Annotated in this window: 18 protein-coding genes; 16 read left to right on the top strand and 2 right to left on the bottom strand. The window is 61.6% G+C overall.

Annotated elements, in window-relative coordinates; genetic code table 11:
• Positions 1-10: 10 nt before the first annotated feature.
• Together LZ536_RS11365 and LZ536_RS11370 are read right to left on the bottom strand one after the other, a co-directional pair.
• Positions 11-550, bottom strand: a complete 540-nt coding sequence (locus tag LZ536_RS11365; protein ID WP_249848899.1) for an RNA polymerase sigma factor — start codon at positions 548-550, stop codon at positions 11-13.
• A 10-nt stretch (positions 551-560) separates the two neighbouring features.
• Positions 561-1,229 carry a site-specific integrase gene (locus tag LZ536_RS11370; RefSeq protein ID WP_249848900.1) on the bottom strand — a complete coding sequence of 223 codons (669 nt, stop codon included), beginning with the start codon at positions 1,227-1,229 and terminating at the stop codon, positions 561-563.
• Between the two features lie 614 nt (positions 1,230-1,843).
• Here LZ536_RS11370 and LZ536_RS13135 point away from each other — a divergent pair.
• From LZ536_RS13135 to LZ536_RS11450, 16 genes are all read left to right on the top strand, one after another.
• On the top strand, positions 1,844-3,427 hold the full coding sequence (locus LZ536_RS13135; RefSeq protein WP_249848901.1) for a sensor histidine kinase: 1,584 nt from the start codon (positions 1,844-1,846) through the stop codon (positions 3,425-3,427).
• Complete coding sequence (locus LZ536_RS11380; protein ID WP_249848902.1) at positions 3,424-4,044, top strand: response regulator; 621 nt, start codon at positions 3,424-3,426, stop codon at positions 4,042-4,044. Before LZ536_RS13135 ends, LZ536_RS11380 begins: the two co-directional genes overlap by 4 nt.
• 74 nt (positions 4,045-4,118) lie before the next feature.
• Entirely contained in the window at positions 4,119-5,171 is a 1,053-nt protein-coding gene (locus LZ536_RS11385; RefSeq protein ID WP_249848903.1) for a M23 family metallopeptidase, read from the top strand.
• A gap of 16 nt (positions 5,172-5,187) precedes the next feature.
• Positions 5,188-6,696, top strand: a complete 1,509-nt coding sequence (locus tag LZ536_RS11390; RefSeq protein ID WP_249848904.1) for a hypothetical protein — start codon at positions 5,188-5,190, stop codon at positions 6,694-6,696.
• On the top strand, positions 6,689-7,804 hold the full coding sequence (locus tag LZ536_RS11395; RefSeq protein ID WP_249848905.1) for a glycosyltransferase family 87 protein: 1,116 nt from the start codon (positions 6,689-6,691) through the stop codon (positions 7,802-7,804). The genes LZ536_RS11390 and LZ536_RS11395 overlap by 8 nt, the downstream gene beginning before the upstream one ends.
• A gap of 159 nt (positions 7,805-7,963) precedes the next feature.
• The gene (locus LZ536_RS11400; protein ID WP_249848906.1) at positions 7,964-8,737 is read left to right on the top strand and encodes a DUF2569 domain-containing protein; all 774 of its coding nucleotides are present in this window, start codon (positions 7,964-7,966) and stop codon (positions 8,735-8,737) included.
• 426 nt (positions 8,738-9,163) lie between these two features.
• On the top strand, positions 9,164-9,379 hold the full coding sequence (locus LZ536_RS11405) for a Flp family type IVb pilin (protein ID WP_249848907.1): 216 nt from the start codon (positions 9,164-9,166) through the stop codon (positions 9,377-9,379).
• A gap of 126 nt (positions 9,380-9,505) precedes the next feature.
• Positions 9,506-10,429: a Flp pilus assembly protein CpaB gene (cpaB, locus tag LZ536_RS11410; protein ID WP_249848908.1), complete on the top strand. Its 924-nt coding sequence runs from the start codon at positions 9,506-9,508 to the stop codon at positions 10,427-10,429.
• Positions 10,419-11,972, top strand: coding sequence for a type II and III secretion system protein family protein (locus LZ536_RS11415; RefSeq protein ID WP_249848909.1), 1,554 nt, complete (start codon positions 10,419-10,421; stop codon positions 11,970-11,972). The genes cpaB and LZ536_RS11415 overlap by 11 nt, the downstream gene beginning before the upstream one ends.
• Entirely contained in the window at positions 11,962-12,270 is a 309-nt protein-coding gene (locus tag LZ536_RS11420; RefSeq protein ID WP_249848910.1) for a hypothetical protein, read from the top strand. Before LZ536_RS11415 ends, LZ536_RS11420 begins: the two co-directional genes overlap by 11 nt.
• Before the next feature lie 6 nt (positions 12,271-12,276).
• On the top strand, positions 12,277-13,860 hold the full coding sequence (locus LZ536_RS11425) for a pilus assembly protein TadG-related protein (protein WP_249848911.1): 1,584 nt from the start codon (positions 12,277-12,279) through the stop codon (positions 13,858-13,860).
• Positions 13,860-14,411, top strand: coding sequence for a TadE/TadG family type IV pilus assembly protein (locus tag LZ536_RS11430; protein WP_249848912.1), 552 nt, complete (start codon positions 13,860-13,862; stop codon positions 14,409-14,411). Before LZ536_RS11425 ends, LZ536_RS11430 begins: the two co-directional genes overlap by 1 nt.
• Complete coding sequence (locus LZ536_RS11435) at positions 14,408-15,052, top strand: TadE/TadG family type IV pilus assembly protein (RefSeq protein ID WP_249848913.1); 645 nt, start codon at positions 14,408-14,410, stop codon at positions 15,050-15,052. Before LZ536_RS11430 ends, LZ536_RS11435 begins: the two co-directional genes overlap by 4 nt.
• Before the next feature lie 10 nt (positions 15,053-15,062).
• Positions 15,063-16,265 carry a CpaE/TadZ family protein gene (locus tag LZ536_RS11440; protein ID WP_249848914.1) on the top strand — a complete coding sequence of 401 codons (1,203 nt, stop codon included), beginning with the start codon at positions 15,063-15,065 and terminating at the stop codon, positions 16,263-16,265.
• A gap of 3 nt (positions 16,266-16,268) precedes the next feature.
• A complete protein-coding gene (locus LZ536_RS11445) occupies positions 16,269-17,654 on the top strand; it encodes a TadA family conjugal transfer-associated ATPase (protein WP_249848915.1) in 1,386 nt (461 codons plus the stop codon).
• Positions 17,651-18,652, top strand: a complete 1,002-nt coding sequence (locus LZ536_RS11450; protein ID WP_249848916.1) for a type II secretion system F family protein — start codon at positions 17,651-17,653, stop codon at positions 18,650-18,652. The genes LZ536_RS11445 and LZ536_RS11450 overlap by 4 nt, the downstream gene beginning before the upstream one ends.
• The last annotated feature ends 1 nt before the right edge of the window (position 18,653 follow it).

Here is an 18,653-nt window from a genome sequence, read left to right on the forward strand (position 1 = left end):
ACGCCACGGCTCAGTCATTACCCCAGTCCCGCAATATCCGCCTTAGATGCGCCATTGCTACGGCCATATGCTTTTCGACCGCGCTCTTGGTGATGCCGAGGCTCTCAGCGACAGCGGCATGGCTAAGACCGTCGATCTTGTGCATTTTGAGCACGCGCTGCGCGCCCGGGGGCAGCTGGGCGATCGCCTCGCGCAAATGGCGGGCTTCTTCGCGTTCGATCAGCAACTGCTCCGACGTCGGCGAAGTGTCGGCAATCTCGAGTGCCAGGTCTTGATCGCCGTGGAATTCGCCAGTCCAGTCCCGCTCGCGCCGGCTACGGCGCCTTGCTTCGCGCAGCCTGTCGAGCACCAGGTTGTTGGCCATGCGGAAGAGATAGCTGCCTGGATTGGCAATCGGCCCTGTCGCACCAGCCTGCGACTTGATCCATAATTCGCTCAAGAGATCGTCGGCGTCGCTCTCGCTGCCCGTCCGGGCGACGAGGAACCGCCGCAAAGCAACGCGTTGCTCTTCAAGCGTCGCCAACAGTCCTTGCACCGGCGTTTCGGCCATCGTTCCGCCGTCAGCATCCGGCGGGTGTCCGGTCAATGCTGTAAATCAGGGATTGCGCGATTTCACTCGCAATGCACGAGGTCAACGCACCATTCTCTAATGTCCGCTTTCCACCCAAATCGGACTCTAGAAGCTTTGCCGCATTTCGCTTGGCGATTGCCGCAACACGTTGAAGCAGAGCCTCGAGATCTTCCTCGTCGTTATCATTTGGTAGGGCGAGCTCGAGAATGATCTGGCCCTGCCGGTGGCGCGGTACGGCTCCATAGCTTGTCAGCGTCGTGCTGACCTGCTCATGCCCCAGGTTCTGGCTCCAAGCCTTGAATTGCTCAGGCGTCTTGCAGAGTTGTTCGCCGAGGCGAGCTAGCGTCTTTCGAAAGCTGTGCGGGTTGAAATAGGGCAATCCTGCGTTCTCGAAAGCGTTCCTGAAGATCTTCCTGATAGGGTCCGCATTGGCCCAGGTTGAATGGGAGAGGCCAATTGGGGCGAACAGGCCTCGGTCATTCAAGCCAACCAGAGTCGCCGGGAATAGAGGATCGTCGTCGCCCCAAACACCATCGCCTTGAAGCTCCTCGATCCAGGAAGACAAGATCTCGACGGCGAGGCCACCAACCGGAAAAAACCAGATCCAGATTCCCTTGGATCCTTTGATACGGACCGCTCTCGGGTCCTGAAAAACCATCCTCCTCGCGAGATCGACGTCCTTGAGCCGCAAGGACGCCGCGGCATTTGCCTATCCGATGATTCTGCAGATCATCACCGGCGCCCTTGCCGAGGCAAATTGGCTGGCGCTTAGATATAGCCAAGCAATTCCCACCGGATATGACTGGTCGCAGCGTCGCCGCGAGGTGCGGAGCGGAGGTGAGAACAATGCCAAGCTATGCTTTTGTCATCCAGTCCAAAAACGGTCGGGACGTTCAATTCCGTGAATTTCCGGACGACAGGGCCGCAGAAGACTATGCGCGCCAGGCCGGCAAGGGGACGATTGTTACTGTTTCCTCGAACCAAAAGGCGGTTGCCTCAATCAGAAACTCATAGGCAGAAAGTGGCACCTCCAACTATCCACAGGGTACCGCCCCTCCATCGACAGCGTGAATCTGTCAAAGTTTTACTCACGCCGATACCCCTTGGACTTCGCGCACGCGACCGTTGAGCGATCCGTGCTGTGCAGTCTCCTTGCCAGCCTGGGAATTGGGCGTGAGTGACAAAACGCCCTGCTTATGGTCTGTATCCGCCCGGGACGCGGTTAAGGAATTGGGGCGAGTGGAGGGAGGTCCACTACAACCATCTGGCAGGGTGATTGCGAACGGGCGGCTGCTACTTGCCTGCCTGTTCCTCATCGCCGTCTGGGCGGATGCTGGCCATTCATCTGCGGAAATCCTGCCGATCTACGCGCTGCTTGGCCTGTACGTCGTTTGGTCGGTCACGGTCCTTTTGATGGTGTGGCGCGACTGGTGGATGGACGCCCGTCTAGCCGCGCCCGCGCATGTCATGGACGTCGCGGTCTTCATGCTGATGCTCTATTCGACTGCCGGCCCTAGTAGCCCCTATTTCACCTTCTTCATCTTCATCCTGCTGGCCGCTGCGATCCGCTGGGGTTGGAAGGAGACCGCGGTGACGGCCGGCGCGATTACCGCAGCTTACCTCGTCGCCGGCCTCGCGCTCGGATCTGGTCCCGAGCTGGAAGTCGAGCGCTTCATCCTGCGCACGGGAAATCTCCTCATCATCTCGGCGATCCTCGTCTGGTTTGGCGCCAGCCAATGGGTGCCTTGGCGTCACATTGAATCGCGCCGAGCGGTAGAAGCGGCTCGTGAGGAAGATGGCTTCATTGCCGCGCTTCGGGCCGGTATGTCCTCCGTCGGCGCCGGCGGCGGGGTTATGCTTTGGCGAGATGCCGGTGGTCCGGAAATCGAGATCGTCAGGATCTCCGGCGGCAAGGGGACCAGATCGGATGTTCGCCGGCAGACCAGATGGTCCACTCTTCCAGGCAGCCTGCTTTTCAATCTTCCCAAGAACCGAGTTTTGATGCTGGGCGATGCAGGTCGCTGGCAGTTTCTCCTCGCAGACGGAAATCTGTCGGAAGGCTTCAGGAAGCTGGCGGGTGTCGGCGAGGGTTTGGCCGTCCCAATCGCGACCGGCACGATCGAGGGCCTGGCCGTCTTCTACGAGGTACGAGCATTGTCGACAGACCATCTCGACGTCGCGCCCCGCGTCGCGCGCGAATTGGCGGTTCGAATCCAGGATGCGACCTTGTTCGCTGCAGTTGAGGAACGCAGCATGGCCAAGGCGCGCGTCGCCGTTGCGCGCGACCTGCACGACAGCGTCGTCCAGTTCCTGGCGGGCCTCGGTTTCCGCCTTGAGGCTTTAAGCCGGTCGCCGGAGGCAATTGGCGAACTCGCTCATGGCATTGCCGACCTCAAAGACACGGTGATGACCGAGCAGCGCCAGCTGAGGGCGTTCATCAAGGGTCTGAGGACTGGCATGCCAATCTCGATGCATGATCTCACGCGCGACTGCGCCTCTCTGTGCAAGCTGCTGTCGCGCCAGTGGACGATCGACTGCCGATGCGCCTGTGGCAGTGAAACGGGGTTCGTTCCGCTGAGGACGCAACTCGATTTCCAGCACCTTGTGCGCGAGGCCGTTGCGAACGCCGTCCGCCACGGCAGCGCGAAACATGTCACGGTCGCCATTCACCGGGACGAAGAGTCCCTGAACCTCACGGTGACCGATGACGGGCGCGGGTTTGCGCCCGACAAGCCGATCGCGCCTCCGGCATCGTTGAACGGGCGAGTGCGCGAAGCACGCGGCGAGTTGAAAGTTGAAAGTATCGAAGGGCGGACATCGGTGATAATTCGCCTGCCGCTGGAGAGAGCCGAATGAGCACCCGCGTTCTCATCGTCGACGATCATCCGATGATTCGATCGGCGATCGCCGTTTTGCTTCAAGGCACCGATTTCGAGGTGACCGCGACGGCCGCGAGCGTTGAAACCGGACTCGAAGCTTTCGCTGCCAACGATCCTGACATTGTCATTCTGGACCTGGCGATACCAGGTGGATCGGGCATTGAGGTTCTCCGCCATATCCGCGCCCTGGGCGACAAGCAGCCGGTCATCATCCTCACGGCGGCGATCGACGACTTCACCCTCCGCGAAGCACTCGGCCTCGAGGTCAACGGAATTGTGATGAAGGACAATGACCCTGCACTGTTACTCGAATGTCTGCAGTCGGTTCTCGAGGGCCGGCGCTGGATCGACCCTGAGGTCGAAGAACGCATTGTCCAGTTCGGCAAGGAGGGAACGTTCACCGGGCTGACTGCCCGCGATCGCAAATTGGTCGGCCTGGTCGCCCGGGGCCTCAGGAACCGCGAAATCGCCGAGGAGCTGGGCGTCACCGAAGGCACCGTAAAAGTCTATCTCCACGCGATTTTCGAGAAGCTCGGGGTTTCAACCAGGACCGAACTTGCAGTCCGTGTGGCCGACGAGGGACTGCGGTTCTGACGACCCAATGCGGGACACAGCAGTGGTTTCCTAAGTCGACGGTTTGACTAAGCGGCTGGTTTAATGGGAAGTTAATGGGAGAGCGGCCGGAGTCGGGTCCTGGCCGGGCTGGGGGCATGGTGCATTTGACCATCGCATATTCTCGAGGACGATTTGCCGGGCTGGCCTTGGCCGGCGCAGCGGCGCTGGCGGTTGCCCTGACAGCTGGCGCTTCGGCTTATGGGTCGCCGGCCATCCCCGCGCCGGCTCCCGATGAGTGGCAGGGCCTCACCGTCCGGCCGATTGCGCAGGGAAGCGGCACCGGCGCCTGGTCAGAGCCCGCAGCAACCCTTGAGCGCGTAGATGTTCAGGGACAGCCGGCCCCGGGACCGAAGCGGATCAACGGCCTCGCCGGTACCAACCTCAACCAGGCGATGGCGGCGGCGGGCGTGCCCAACGCCGTCGCGCAGGATTATTTGCGGGCGATTTCCAGCCGTATCGCGCTGGCCAATGGCATCAGCGTCGAGGACCGCTTTGACATAGTCATCGACACCAGCGGCGGATCGCCCAGGCTTCTCTACGCCGGGCTCGACCGCGTCGGCGCCAGCGACGTGCAGCTCATGCGATGGACGGAGGATGGCAAGGCCGGCTGGGTCGATGCCAATGGCATAGACGCGGCGGCGGAAGCGATGCGCACCCCGGTTTCGGGCCGCGTCAGCTCCGGATTTGGGATGCGCTACCACCCGATCCTCGGCCGCGAGCGCTTTCATAAGGGAGTCGATCTCGCCGTCAGCTTCGGAACGCCAATCCACGCCGCAGCCGACGGCCGCGTGACCTTCGCGGGCTGGGTCGGAGGCTATGGCCGCCAAGTGCGCATTGGCCACGCCGATGGCCTCGCGACCGCCTACGGCCACATGAGCCGCATCGCCGCCGCGCCTGGCGAACTCGTCCACCGCGGCGACGTCATCGGCTACGTCGGCTCCTCGGGCCTGTCGACCGGCCCGCACCTCCATTACGAGGTCTTCAAGAACGGGCGGCCGGTGAACCCGATGACCGTCCGCTATGTCGGCGGCACCGGGATGGAACGCCAAGAGCGGCACGCGTTCAACGACCGGTTGCGGGCGCTGCTGACGGGCAGGACCGGCTGAGCTACACGGAAAATCGATGTCACTGAGCGTGAGTAGCGGACTGGGTTCGCGTATCCTGAAATCGCTTGCGCTGACGTGGCTGCTGATCCTGCCAGTCGTCATGGGTGCTTCGCCGCGGATCTTCGCCGATGGCGATACGAGTTGGCATGTCGCCGCAGGCAATTGGATACTGGCGCACCACAGAGTGCCCGAGGTCGATCCCTTCTCGTTCACCATGCAGGGTCATCCCTGGGTCGCCTTTGAGTGGCTCTCCGAGATTATCTACGCCTCTGCATACAATCTTGCGGGACTAACCGGCCTGACGGCTGTCGTGATGATGGCGCTGCTCGCGCTCCACGCCGTAGTATTTCTCTATCTTTTTCGGAAGGTGACGCCGCTGGGCCTCGTCTGCGCCCTGGTGGCCATGGACGTCATTATCTGGATGTTCCTCTTCGCCCGCCCCCATGTGCTGGTATGGCCCGTCCTCGCATTATGGACCGCAATCTTGTTGTACTGCCGCGACGAGGGCAGGACGCCGCCCCTCATTCTTGCCCTGCTGATGGTGCTTTGGGTCAATCTGCATGCGAGTTTCGTGCTCGGATTCATGGTTGCGGGCGGGATCGCGCTGGATGCGCTGATTGCCGCCCGCTGGAACCGGGACGCGCTCCTGGGCTGGCTCAAGTTCGGCCTGGTCGCCGTCGCGGCTGCTTTCATCAACGCCAATGGGGTCAATGGTGTTGTTCATCCGTTCAACGTCATGCGGATGGGCAACCTTGCTTTCATAGCGGAGTGGAGCCCCAGCAACCCGTCCATCACGCCAGGCTTCTACGCCATCCTGATCTTCATTCTTGGGCTGTCGCTATGGAGAGGCCTCAAGCTCAAGCTCGGCGAAATCCTGATCTTGTCATTCCTGCTTTTCATGGCCTTTTACCAGGTCCGGCATCAAAGCTGGCTCGGAATCGTCGCCCCGCTGATCCTGACGCCACGCCTGAGCACCCGCATTGCGGGCGGAGAAAAGTTCCTGGAACAGAGGGTGCGCCCGATGGCCGTGACCATCGCCGCTTTGGCCTTGGTCGGTTTCGTGGGCCGAATGGCCTGGCCGATCCCGGTACCCGACCACGCCAGCAATCCACGCGCCTTGCTGGCACATGTCCCCCCGCCCCTTCGATCCAAGCCTGTATTCAATGGATATAGCTTCGGCGGCCCGCTGATCCTGGCGGGCATCAGGCCCTACATAGACGGGCGGTCCGAAATGTATGGCGACCAGTTCGTGGCGGACTATGTCGCAATGCAGGAAGGCGACATGGGGCGGTTCAATGCGGCCGTGCGCAAATACGGGATAGAGTGGACCATCCTGCCCCAGACATCGAAGCTGGCGCGCGCGCTGGACGCGTCACCGGACTGGCGGCGGACCTATGCAGACAAGATCGGGATCATCCATGTGCGGGCGGGTAGAGCCCCGAAGGTAGCTTCCTTATCGAACTGCTTTAGCACATCGTCGCCATTCGGGTCGCAGTGCAAATTGACTGAGGTCGGGCGTGGATAAAGGCATTGTCTGGTGGCGTAAGGCGGCTACGCCTAAGCACGCCTATCTCGCATTGCTCCTCATTGTGGGCGCCTGTTGGCCTCTCAAGAACATTCTTGAATTCCCGCCGTTGGCTTCGCGGGATTTTGGCACGTTCTGGGTGTCAGGTCATGCGATCCGGGCCGGAATAGACCCGTATAATGTTCAGGCATTCAAGGCGTTGGGTGACGGATTGCTTGGAAAGGCCAATTACAACTTCACCTATCCTCCTCACACGTTGTTCCTATTTCTGCCGCTGTCTTACCTGCCTCCGTTGGCAGCTCTCCTTGTATGGAATGTCGCGTCCGCCGCGCTCCTTTGGTGGGCTGCGAAACCGTGGCTACCAAAAGGCATGCCCTCGTTCGTCCCGCTGGTCGTTCCCGGTGCGCTTATCAACTACAACTACGGGCAGACAGGAATCCTCTATTCTGCGCTATTCCTGATGGCCTTCCGGCCGAACGGCATTGCAGCCGCTATTCTGACAATGAAGCCGCAGCTAGGTATCTTGGTTGCTCCTGCGTTGCTGCGCGACAGGCGCAGTCTCATTGTCGCAATCGTAGCGACCTTGGTCTTGATCGCCGCGAGCGTCGTTGCATTCGACAATTGGCCTGAGTTCATCAGACATGCTCGTGACGTCCAAGGGAAGAGCTTAGTCGATTTCTCCCATCCCATTTGGTTGTTCAAAGGGACGACGCCGGCAATAGGCTACGGTCTTTGGGGGTGGGCCGTGTTCGCAATGGGCGCGGCCTTCATCCTCGCGCGCAACTACAACGTATTTACCGCCGCCACAGCCGCTTTTCTTATTTCGCCCTACGGCCTTCAGTATGACATGGCAGCTCTTTGCCTAGGCTCCGCGGTCGTTCTGTACTCGCGCTGGGAAGAAATGCCCGCCCTCGATAAAACGTGCGCAAGCCTTGCATTCTTATCACCCGTGATTGTTGCCTACGCGACCACCTGGGCAATTCCTCCAATTCTTCTCTGGGCCTTGTTAATCCAGTCTAAATGGTCCGACGGACTTCGCTTGAGAATCAAGTGCCGAGGGCTGGGTTTCCCCTCTTTTAGTGTTGAGCCGACGCCGGCCGTCCCCTGAAGCCCTCAAAACATGGACTCGATCCGGATTTAGCCGTCGAAGTCCCACATTACGCCCTTGCTAACGGAACCGCAGGACGTGCAGTTCATTTAACCTGATCGAAACGGGTGTGGGCGTAATGAGCGGGTGAACCCCGCGTAGTAAGAAGGCCCCGCCCCGATGATCGACACGTTGAAGCATCGCCTGCATGCCAAGTCGGCCGCGCTGCTGATCTCGCTCGAAAATCGCCTGGATCATATCATGCTTGCGTGGCTGGGCCTTGCCGGGCTGGCGTCCGCAATCCGGATCGCGGTCAGCCCGATCCACACCAATGTCCCCGATTTCGCGACCTATGCGCCCTACATCCTGCTGGTGTTCGCGCCGGCGGTATCCTTGCTGCTCGCACTGCGCTGGTTCGCCAATGGCGAACGCGCATCCCAGCCGCAGACCCGGCTCGCGCGTCTGGGCAAATGGCGCGGCGTCGCGCGGCATGAAGCGCGCAACCATGAACTATATGGGACGACCGGCATTATGGTGTCGCTGCTGGTCGGCATGCTGATCAACGTGCCGGTGCGCGCCGCCGAATATCTGACCGCCATGCCAGCCCTGTCCGGCCCGGTCCCGTCCTGGCTAGCCACCCTGCATACCCTGATGACGGCCGACGTTGTGCTGATGTCCAGCCTCTACGTCATCGCCTTCGTGGCGGCGCTGCGTAAGGTGCCGCTTTTCCCACGGATGCTTGCGGCCGTATGGATGGTGGACCTGGCCTGGCAGTTGCTGACCGCGCAGCTCGTCGCCGGTGCGCCTGGCCTGCCGCATTCAGTTGCGGTGCCGCTGCAGACCCTGCTCGACGGGAATGTGAAGAAGGTCCTGATCAGCGTCGCCCTGTGGCTGCCCTATTTGCTGCTCTCAGCACGCGTGAACGTCACCTATCGCAATCGCGTTCCCGCCTGAATCCTCTGGCGCCGCGACTCGGAGCAACAACATTCGTTAAGCTTCCGAAACCACGATGCGTTTGGCCTATTGGCCAGCCCAAATCCTGTGCCGAACCGGTGACTCCTGTCCAAAATCGGGACATGGACAAACCCACACGAGCGGGCGCTTTCAACGCATTTTTTCCTTTTTTTCTAAACCGTTATCGCGCCACGACGCGGACAATCATGGTTTACTTTGAATTAACTGGAATGGTTGACAAGCCGTTAACTAAAGATAACCCCTAAGACAGCCGGGCGGCCTGGGGGGTCGAACGGGGGGTGCCTAAGTTCCTGTCAGCGTGTCGATTTTGGCACCCGCCTGTTTGAAACCGCCACTTTTCTCAAAGTCGTCTCGGTGCGGGCACGCGCCTCTTTGGAGGCGTGCGAATTGAGAAGGGAAAAAGCTATGAAGAAATTTCTGAAAATGCTGATGGACAAGTCCGGCGCCTCGGCGGCCGAATATGCCCTTATCCTGGCGATCATCGGTGCGGCCGTTGCCGTTGCCGCGGTCACCCTCGGCGGCGCCATCGGCAATGCCATGGACAAGGCCAGCAACTGCATCAACGGCGCCGACTCAACCTGCGTTGCGGGCGGCGGTGGCTCTGGTTCGGCCAGCAGCTAATCGCTGAAACCGGGCGGGAGGCGACTCCCGCCCGGTTTTACTTCGGCCGTGCCTGTTAAAGGTGCGGCTTAACTAACTTTCGTAATTGCGTTATTATCCCGCGCAGAGCTGCTGGGGGGCGGACACATGAGACGTCAGTCGTTGATTGCTCTTCTGGTAGCGATCCTGCTTGGGGCTGTGGCCGTCTATTTGGCCAACGTCTTCCTTACCAACAATGAAGAAAAGACGCAGAAAGCGCTCGCCGGGACGACGCCCGTGGCGGTCGCTTCCGCGCCTCTGGACTATGGTGTTCCGGTCACTGCGGAGAAGGTTAAGTTCGTCGAATATCCGAACGGAAGCCTTCCGGCCGGAGTCTTCACAAAGATCGATCAGGTCCTTCCGCCGGGCAAGCCCGCGCGGATCGCGCTTCGGCCCATCGCGGTCAACGAACCCATCCTCGCCGGCAAGATCTCCGGCACGGGCCAGGTCGCCTCCATTGCGGCCACCTTGCCGCCGGGCATGCGCGCGGCCGCCGTTCGCATCAACGACGTGTCCGGCGTCGCCGGTTTCGTCCAGCCGAACGACAGCGTCGATGTCCTCGTTACCCGCTCCGTCAACGACCGCGATATCACCGACGTCCTCCTGCAGGACGTGCGCGTCATTGCCATGGACCAGAATGCCAAGAACGCCGACGGGACAGCGAACATCGCGCGGACCGCGACGCTGCAGGTGAGCCCGCTCGACTCTCAGAAACTGGCGCTGGCGCAACAGGCCGGCAGCTTGAGCCTGGTGCTTCGCAAGCCGGGGGCGGAAGAGAATAATCCGGTCGTCGAGACGGTCAGCCTCGAGGACCTTCGCTACAATCTCTACGGCGGCGCGCGTTACGCGCAGGCGAACCCGTCAGGGGCGCCGATCGCCCGATCGCAAGTGACGGTGGCCGCCGCGCCGGTGGCACCGCGGCCCGTTCGCCGTGCGCCCGCTCCGGCCAAGCGCAAGCCGGCCGGTACCAGCATCGAGATCGTCAGGGGGACGGTCGGTACGGACTACAAGGTGGGGGAAAATGGCAAGTAACCTTGTGAGGGGCGGCCGGACCGCCGGAATGAAACGGCGGCCGCGCGCAATCGCGATGATTGCCGCGGCTTTTTTGACTGGAGCGATCGTCGCCACGCCGGCGGAAGCCCAGATCAGCGTCGCTGATGGAATTCACGCCGGCGAAGTCGCAGTGCCCGTCAACAAGAGCCAGGTGATCCGGTCGGACCGCGCTTTCACAAAGGCGATGGTCGGCAATCCCGAAGTCGCCGACATCCTGCCCTTGTCGAGCACCTCGCTCTACGTGCTGGGTAAGAAGGCCGGAACGACGAGCCTTTCGCTTTACGGGCCGGGCAACCGCCTGGTCGCCGTGGTCGATGTCGTCGTGGGCCCGGACGTCATCTCGCTGAAGCGCCAGCTGGCGGGATCAATCGGCGAGAATGTCGGCGCTCGGATTTCGAACGACAGCGTTGTCCTCGAAGGCATCGTCTCCAGCGCCGTCGCCGCCGATCGTGCCGTGCAGCTCGCCGAGACCTACGCCCCAGGCAAGGTCGTCAACCTACTGTCGGTCGGGTCCTCGCAACAGGTGATGCTCGAAGTCCGCTTCTCCGAAGTGAAGCGCTCGGCGCTCAAGGATATCGGCTTCGGCTTCTTCGTCCGCAACGACAGCGGGACGCTGCAGGGCGTGTCAGCCGGCGGCGCCGGCCTTGGGCCGATCGCCGATCCCGATACCGGCGAAGTGTTGCGAAACCAGCTGACAGCCGGGGCGATCATCGACAGTTTCGGCATCATCACCAAGAGCTTCGGCGCCTTCGGCCTGAACTTCGACGCGGCATTGAACGCCCTCGAAAAGAAGGGCGCGATCACGACCCTCGCCGAGCCGACGCTGGTTGCGTTGTCGGGCGAGACAGCCAATTTCCTTGCGGGCGGCGAATTCCCCGTGCCGGTGCTGCAGAATGCGGGGACCAGCGGCGCGACTGGAATTACCATCGAATGGAAGCCCTTCGGGGTTGGTCTGGCATTCACTCCGACTGTCCTTGCAGACGGTGTCATCAACATGGTGGTCGAGCCGGAGGTGAGCTCCATCGACCAATCGGCATCGATCGTCGTCAACAATTTGCGCATTCCGGGCCTACAGACCCGTCGTGCGAAGACGACCGTCGAATTGCATGATGGCGAGAGCTTTGCGCTTGCCGGCCTGCTGCGCACCGATTTTCAGGACACGGTACGGCAATTCCCGATCCTCGGCTCGATCCCGATTATTGGCATGCTGTTCAAGTCCACGAACTTCCAGCGTGACGAGACAGAGCTCGTGATCACGGTCACTCCGCGTCTCGTAAGGCCCGTGCCAGCCTACGCGCTCAAGGTGCCGACCGACCGCGCCTCCGCGCCCAACGAGCTCGACCTGTTCGGCGCGAGCCGGACCGATACCGGTGTCCCGGCCGGCCCCGGAGCGACGGGCGTGCCGCCGGCGGATGTGCAAGTCCGAGTTATGCCGCCCCCGCCACCGGCGCCGAAACAGCCTGGCGGAATGGCCGCGGCCAAACCGACCGGCTTCCAGAAGGAGTATGGCCATGTCCTTTAGGCTGATCATCGCCGTAGCAGGCGTGGCCCTCCTGTCGGCTTGCCAGACCGAGCCCTTGCCGCAGGCGGGTTCGATGGACGCCGCATTCGGCGAGGTCACGAAATACAATGCCGCGGTCCAGATCATCAATCCGGACCCCGTCTATACGGCGCAGGACGCGCAGCCCGGCGACAATGGCGAGAAGATGGCGGGCGCGGTGAAACGCTATCGCACTGACGCCGTGAAGCCGATCGAGCCGGTTAGCTCGACGAGCAAGAGCGGCGGCGGCAGCGGTGGAAGTGGCAGCGGGCCGAAGTAGGATGTTATGTGGGCGGGCGCTAAACGACTGATCAAGGCGAATTACGGCGCGGTCGCGCCGACCGTCGCTCTGTCACTGTTCGCCCTCATCGGCGCCGGCGGCATCGCCTTCGACTATGCCCATCTGGCCGCCATGGATACCGAGCTCCAACAGGCGGCGGACCAGGCCGCCTTGGCCGCAGCGACGCAGCTCGATAGGTCGACGGGAGCGCGGGCGCGGGCGGCGGCGGTAATCCAGACGCCCGGCACAAACCGGCTAGCTGCGAACATCACTAAATTTGCCAATGACGACAGCGACAGCGGGACGTCTGTCGAGATTGCCAGTGTCACGTTCTGTAAAACGTTCGATGACGGTGTCGCCAACACGGCGACTGCCTGCACAGCGCCGAAGGACGATACCGACAGTGTTTTTGTCGTTGTGACGACGGAGCTTCGAACCGCGAATTATGCGTTGACGCCAGTGGTTGCTGCCTTTTCGGGGACCATTTCTGCGACGGCCGTGGCGGGAGTCCAATCATCGGTCTGCAACATCGCGCCGATCTTCGTTTGCACCGACAACATGGATTTCCCGACGGACGCGGACATCGGCAAGGGTCTCCTGATGAAGACCGGGTCGGGCAATAGCTGGGTTCCCGGGAATTACGGCCTTCTAGATTTCTCCGCCAACGGCGGCGGCGGGGGTAATACGGGCGTCATCGACGCGTTGTTGGGACACGGACTAAATGGCTGCCTGGCGAACGACGCAGTCACGACCGAGCCAGGTAACAAAAACGTTACTGACGCGATCAACACGCGAATGGACGTTTACGCCGGAAGCCCGGCAACGAAGAATCCTTCGATTTGCGTGGCAAATAGTGACGGCACGGGCTGCCCAGCAGCCAATACCGGGAAAGATATGGTCATCACGCTAACGGCGACGGCCAATAATTCGACATCCTCAACACCTCCTGCGGCAAAAACGTGCCCCACAGATCCGAAGACAGTAACTCCCGCCGTTGCCTTCCAGGAATCGAAGAGCCCCATCAAAGGCTTCAACCGCGACAACTGCCACTACAGCGGGACATGCGGAAACTTCGGCAACGGGGTTTGGGATTATTCGGGATATATGGCCGCGAACCACCCCGGCGTTGACACGAGTTCGGTGCCGCATGCCGGTACGACGCCAACGCGCTATGAGGTATACAAATGGGAGCTAGGTGACAGCACCCGAACCGACCCCAAGTCGTTCGTGACAACGGTATCAACCCAGCGGAACAATGGGCGCTGGGACCATACTGTCACCACGCAGTGCACTTACAACAGGCCGGTGTTTGGAACGTCCAATTACACGGCGCAAAAGGACCGTCGCTTGTTACCGGTAGTCGCGGCCAATTGCGACCTACTTAACGGCAAGGGCAGCATTGGAGCGGATTTCAAGATCGTCCGCGTCTTTGACGTCTTTGTGACCGAGCCATCGCTCAATCGAACCAGCTATCCCGGACCTAGTGACGAGAAGGAAATTTACGGCGAGGTAGTCGGTCCGGCAAAGACCTTTGCGGGCACGAGTGGCTTCCAATATTATGCCCGCAGCAAACCGTACCTGGTGCGGTGATGCTGAAGCTGGCGCGCCTCTTTCACAATCGCAACGCCGCTGCCGCGGCGGAAATGGCGCTAGTGACACCCTTGCTTCTGGGGTTGATGTTCGGCTCGGCCGAGCTGGGTAATTTCTTTGCCGACCAGCATGCGTTGGAAAAGCAGGTCAGGGACGGCGCTCGATATGCGTCGCGGCTTGAGTTCAACACGACTTACGCGTGCCCGGATTCGGTGTTCCAAGATGCCGACTGGAGAACCAAGACTATCAACGTCACTAAGAACGGTGCGGTTTCAGGAGCCGGCAATCCGCGCTGGACCACCTATTGGGACAGGTCGTGCACCGGAGGTTCGCAAACCGTGACGGCCAGCATCCGTTGCGTCAACAAAAGCGCAGTCGCGACCACAACGAATGGCCCAACTGGCCTCTACAGCAGCCTGGCTGGGACCACGATCCCGGTGGTCAAGGTTTCCGGCGCTGTTGAGTATCGGTCGGTGTTGGGAAGGCTAGGCCTCGATTTGACGAATGTGTGCCTGCGTGCCGACTCCGAAGCTGCGGTGCAGGGCTTATGAAGCGGGCGCTGCGGCCTCTGATGCGATCAGATTCGGCGGCAACCGCTGCCGAATTTGCGATGGTGTTGCCTGTTCTCCTGATCCTTCTGTTCGGGATCATCGATACGGGCCGCTTCCTTTACGAGTATAACGAAGCCGAGAAGGCGACCCAGGTTGGTGCTCGCGTCGCAATTGTGACAAATGTGCTGTCACCTGAACTGCGGGACGAGAATTACGTCGGCCAGACAGTCGGGGGAAAGGTAATCGGACCCGGCGATCGCATCCCTGCCGGTGCGCTCGGGACAGTGTTGTGCACATCGGCAAGTTGCACCTGCGCGGCGGGTCCCTGTCCGTCCGGGGTCGGGACAGTCGATACTGCGACCTTTAACGACATCCTGGTTGCGCGCATGCAACAAATTTACCCGGCAATTCAGCCGGATAACGTGCAGGTACGATATTCCGGATCTGGATTGGGGATCGCTGCGGATCCCGTTGGCGGCAGCGGAGGCGCGGAGCAGATGCAGATTTCGCCCCTGATCACCGTGACCCTGACAGGTGTCGATTTTCATCCGATCACATCGCTGATGTTTGCGACCATCGGCATGCCCAGTTTTTCCACGACGCTGACCGCCGAAGACGCGTCCGGATCATATTCAAATTAGGAACGGAAAGGTGAGCGTAATCAATCCCAACGAGACCGCGAAGAGCTGGCGAGCACACCAGCGGCAGGCCAATGTCGCTCTCTACCTGACCGGGGCGGAGGGGGACACGGGAGCGCTTGCCAGCACGCGCGTGGCCGGCTTCCCGCTGTCGCTCAACCTGGTCGGCAACGCGGACTGGATCAATCCTGAGGAGGTTTCCGCGGCAGCGGTGGCGATCGTTCAGGTCGACCGAGATAACCCAGCCTCGGTCAAGCGCTTCGCCAAGCTAGCGGCTGCGACCAAGACCCCGGTGATCGCCGCCGCCTATGAGCCGCCGCTGGCTTTCGTGCGCTCGCTTATCCGTTCGGGCGCGCGCGATGTCGTGCCGCTGCCGCTTGATATGACCGATCTCGAGAGCTCGCTGGCGCCGATCGCGGAAAGCCTTGCTCGCCGCGAGGAACAGGAAGCAGGTAAGCACGCCAAGGTCGTCAGCGTCATCAAGAGCCTTGGCGGTGTCGGCACGACCAGCCTGCTCTGCCAGCTCGGCATCCGTTTCGCGCAGAAGGAAGCGGCGGCTGGCCGCGAGTGCTGCCTGATCGACCTGGACGTCCAGTTCGGCGATGCCGCCTTCCAGCTCGGCCTGCAGCCGAAGCTAACGCTGTCCGACCTCATCGAGGCCGGGGCGCGCCTTGACGGCGACCTGCTGCGCTCCGCGGTAACCGAGCATTCGAGCGGCCTCAAGGTCGTTGCCGCTCCCAAGGACATGCTGCCACTGGAATCGCTGACCAGCGACCAACTGCTCGACATCGTCGAACTGGCGGCCCGCGAGTTCGGGACGGTGCTGCTGGATTTGCCGACCAACTGGACGAACTGGTCTCTATCACTGCTGGCACGGTCCGACCTGACCCTGCTGGTGACGCAATTGTCGATCCCGAGCCTCAACCGGGCCAAGCGGCAGCTGGAGCTGATGCGGTCGCAGGAATTGAATGGCCTGGACATTCGCATCATCGTCAACAGGCTGGAAAGCCGCTTCACCCGGACCATCCGGCTTTCGGACGTCGAGGGGAGTCTTGGCCGCGATGTCGCCTACACGATTGCCAATGACCACGCGACGATGCGGGCAGCCATCGACCGTGGAGTGCCTATCGACGAGGTCAGGCGTAAGAGCGCGATCGGCAAGGACCTCGATACGCTGGACGCCGGCATTGCCGCCGCCTTGGGCCTGGAGCGCTGAGCCATGTGGAATGTCCGAAAGTCCCGAACCGGCAGGCAGTCACCCGAAGCTGAGGGACACGATGCCGATTCCCGCTTATACGCAATCGGCGAAGCGGGCGCATTCGACCGGCGCGATACCAACACCGATTTGAAGGTCGAGCTGCACCAGCGGCTGATCGATCTCATCAACCTGTCCGCGCTCGACCAGATGTCGCGCGAGCAGATCCAGGCCGAGGTCGGCGACATCGTCGTCGAGGAACTGGGCAAGCAGAACCACGCGCTGAATCAAGCGGAGCGCAAGCAGCTGGTCGAGGATGTGCTCGACGAACTGCTTGGCCTGGGTCCGATCGAGCCACTGCTCAAGGACCCGACGATCACCGACATCCTGGTGAATGGCGCCGAGCGGGTCTTTGTCGAGCGCTACGGCGTCCTCGAACCGACGCCGGTACGATTCAAGGACGAGAAGCACCTACTGCGCATCATCCAGAAGATCGTCTCGGCGGTTGGGCGCCGGATCGATGAATCCTCGCCGATGGTCGACGCGCGACTTGCCGACGGCAGCCGCGTCAACGCCATCGTGCCACCGCTGGCCATCGACGGCTCGACCCTGTCCATCCGCAAATTCGCGCGCGTGCCGATCAGCATGGCACGGCTAGTCGAGATCGGCAGCATCCCGCCACCCGTCGCGCAGGTTCTGGAGGCAGTTGTCGCATCGCGCCGCAACGTGCTCATTTCCGGCGGCACCGGGTCCGGCAAAACCACTCTGCTGAACGCAATGTCGGCCTATATCGACAATCGCGAGCGCATCGTGACGATCGAGGATTCCGCTGAGCTCCAGCTGCAGCAGAACCATGTCGTACGGTTGGAAACGCGGCCGCCCAATATCGAGGGCAAGGGCGAGATCGCTCAGCGCGACCTGGTCAAGAACGCGCTGCGCATGCGCCCCGACCGCATCATCGTCGGCGAGGTGCGTAGCGGCGAGGCCTTCGATATGCTCCAGGCTATGAACACCGGCCACGACGGGTCGATGACAACCGTGCATGCCAACACGGCGCGCGACGCCCTGGCGCGTGTCGAGCAGATGGTCGGCATGGCCGGCTTGGACATGCCGGCGCGCTCCATCCGCGCGCAGATTGCATCCGCCATTCACGTTGTCATCCAGGTAGCGCGCCTGGCCGACGGCCGCCGCAAGCTGATCAGCGTTTCCGAGCTGACTGGCATGGAAGGCGATGTCATCACCATGCAGGAAATCTTCCATTTCCGGCAGACGGGCATGAACTCCGAGGGGCAGGTCCAGGGCCGCTTCGAGGCGACCGGCATTCGGCCCCGCTTCCTGGACAACATTTCGGCACACGGCATGACGCTTCCACCCGAGCTGTTCCGCCCTGACATGAAGTTCGAGGCATGAACGACACCCTGATCAAGGGCGCGATCCTCGCTGCCATCTTCGGCGCAGTGCTGATCACCGTCGATGTCCTGGTCGGCTGGTGGGCGCGGAGCCACTCGGAAGGGCGCGCGATCAACCTGCGTCTGAAGTTCATCCAGCGCGGCCGCAGCACGGCCGAGACGCTGACCCTGCTCAAGCGCGCCCACAGCGCCTTGCCGCCATGGCTGCCGAGACCGCTCCTGCGCATGGGCAGGGCCGTTGAGCGCATGTTGATGATGGCGCAGATCACGATCCCAACACCTCGGCTGATGTTGATTCTGATGCTTGCGCCGATCGCCATCCTCTTCACGATGCTTCTGATCATGGTCATCGTTGGCGCACCCGTCGGTTTCGGCCGCGTCGTGCTGCTCGGTACCTTCTCGCTCGTGCTCGGCCTCTTCCTACCGCTGATGGTGCTTCAGGTCCGCGCCAATCGCATGCGCAAGAGGATGCAGGAGCAATTCCCGATCGCGCTCGACGTCTTCGTCCGCGGTTTGCGTGCCGGTCACCCCGTGGCCGCGGCGCTGGATTTGCTGACGGTCGAGCTGCCTGACCCGATCGGCAGCCAATTCGGCGTCGTTGTCGACGAAGTCACTTACGGCGCCGAACTTCGCGATGCGCTGCACGCGATGGCCGAGCGCTGGGACTTGGCCGACATGCGAATGTTCGTAGTGTCGCTTGCCGTGCAAAACGAAACCGGCGGCAACCTTTCCGAAGTGCTGGAGAATCTGGCGCAGGTCATCCGTGCCCGGCAGTCGCTGATGCTGACGGTGCGAGCGCTTTCGAGCGAAGGCAGAATGACTGCGGTGGTGCTGACGGCGCTGCCGATTCTGGCCTTCACCGCATTGTTCTCATTCAACCCGGGTTTTTACCTGGACGTCGCCGATGACCCCTATTTCGTTCCCGGTTTCCTCTCGCTGATCGCCCTCTACGCAGTCGGTTTCATCACCATCCGCCGCATGGTCGACATCAAGGTCTAGA

Origin of the sequence: Sphingomonas alba, from assembly GCF_023516555.1 — a bacterium.
Classification (GTDB): Bacteria; Pseudomonadota; Alphaproteobacteria; order Sphingomonadales; family Sphingomonadaceae; genus Sphingomicrobium; species Sphingomicrobium album.

Bases quoted from the DNA above. Each gene is read 5' to 3' on its own strand.
- LZ536_RS11370 (WP_249848900.1), bottom strand. From the start codon at position 1,229: ATGGTTTTTCAGGACCCGAGAGCGGTCCGTATCAAAGGATCCAAGGGA.
- LZ536_RS11390 (WP_249848904.1), top strand. From the start codon at position 5,188: ATGTCACTGAGCGTGAGTAGCGGACTGGGTTCGCGTATCCTGAAATCG.
- cpaB (WP_249848908.1), top strand. From the start codon at position 9,506: ATGAGACGTCAGTCGTTGATTGCTCTTCTGGTAGCGATCCTGCTTGGG.
- LZ536_RS11435 (WP_249848913.1), top strand. From the start codon at position 14,408: ATGAAGCGGGCGCTGCGGCCTCTGATGCGATCAGATTCGGCGGCAACC.
- LZ536_RS11385 (WP_249848903.1), top strand. From the start codon at position 4,119: ATGGGAGAGCGGCCGGAGTCGGGTCCTGGCCGGGCTGGGGGCATGGTG.
- LZ536_RS11420 (WP_249848910.1), top strand. From the start codon at position 11,962: ATGTCCTTTAGGCTGATCATCGCCGTAGCAGGCGTGGCCCTCCTGTCG.
- LZ536_RS11380 (WP_249848902.1), top strand. From the start codon at position 3,424: ATGAGCACCCGCGTTCTCATCGTCGACGATCATCCGATGATTCGATCG.
- LZ536_RS11450 (WP_249848916.1), top strand. From the start codon at position 17,651: ATGAACGACACCCTGATCAAGGGCGCGATCCTCGCTGCCATCTTCGGC.
- LZ536_RS11365 (WP_249848899.1), bottom strand. From the start codon at position 550: ATGGCCGAAACGCCGGTGCAAGGACTGTTGGCGACGCTTGAAGAGCAA.
- LZ536_RS11400 (WP_249848906.1), top strand. From the start codon at position 7,964: ATGATCGACACGTTGAAGCATCGCCTGCATGCCAAGTCGGCCGCGCTG.
- LZ536_RS11430 (WP_249848912.1), top strand. From the start codon at position 13,860: ATGCTGAAGCTGGCGCGCCTCTTTCACAATCGCAACGCCGCTGCCGCG.
- LZ536_RS11405 (WP_249848907.1), top strand. From the start codon at position 9,164: ATGAAGAAATTTCTGAAAATGCTGATGGACAAGTCCGGCGCCTCGGCG.
- LZ536_RS11445 (WP_249848915.1), top strand. From the start codon at position 16,269: ATGTGGAATGTCCGAAAGTCCCGAACCGGCAGGCAGTCACCCGAAGCT.
- LZ536_RS11425 (WP_249848911.1), top strand. From the start codon at position 12,277: ATGTGGGCGGGCGCTAAACGACTGATCAAGGCGAATTACGGCGCGGTC.
- LZ536_RS11415 (WP_249848909.1), top strand. From the start codon at position 10,419: ATGGCAAGTAACCTTGTGAGGGGCGGCCGGACCGCCGGAATGAAACGG.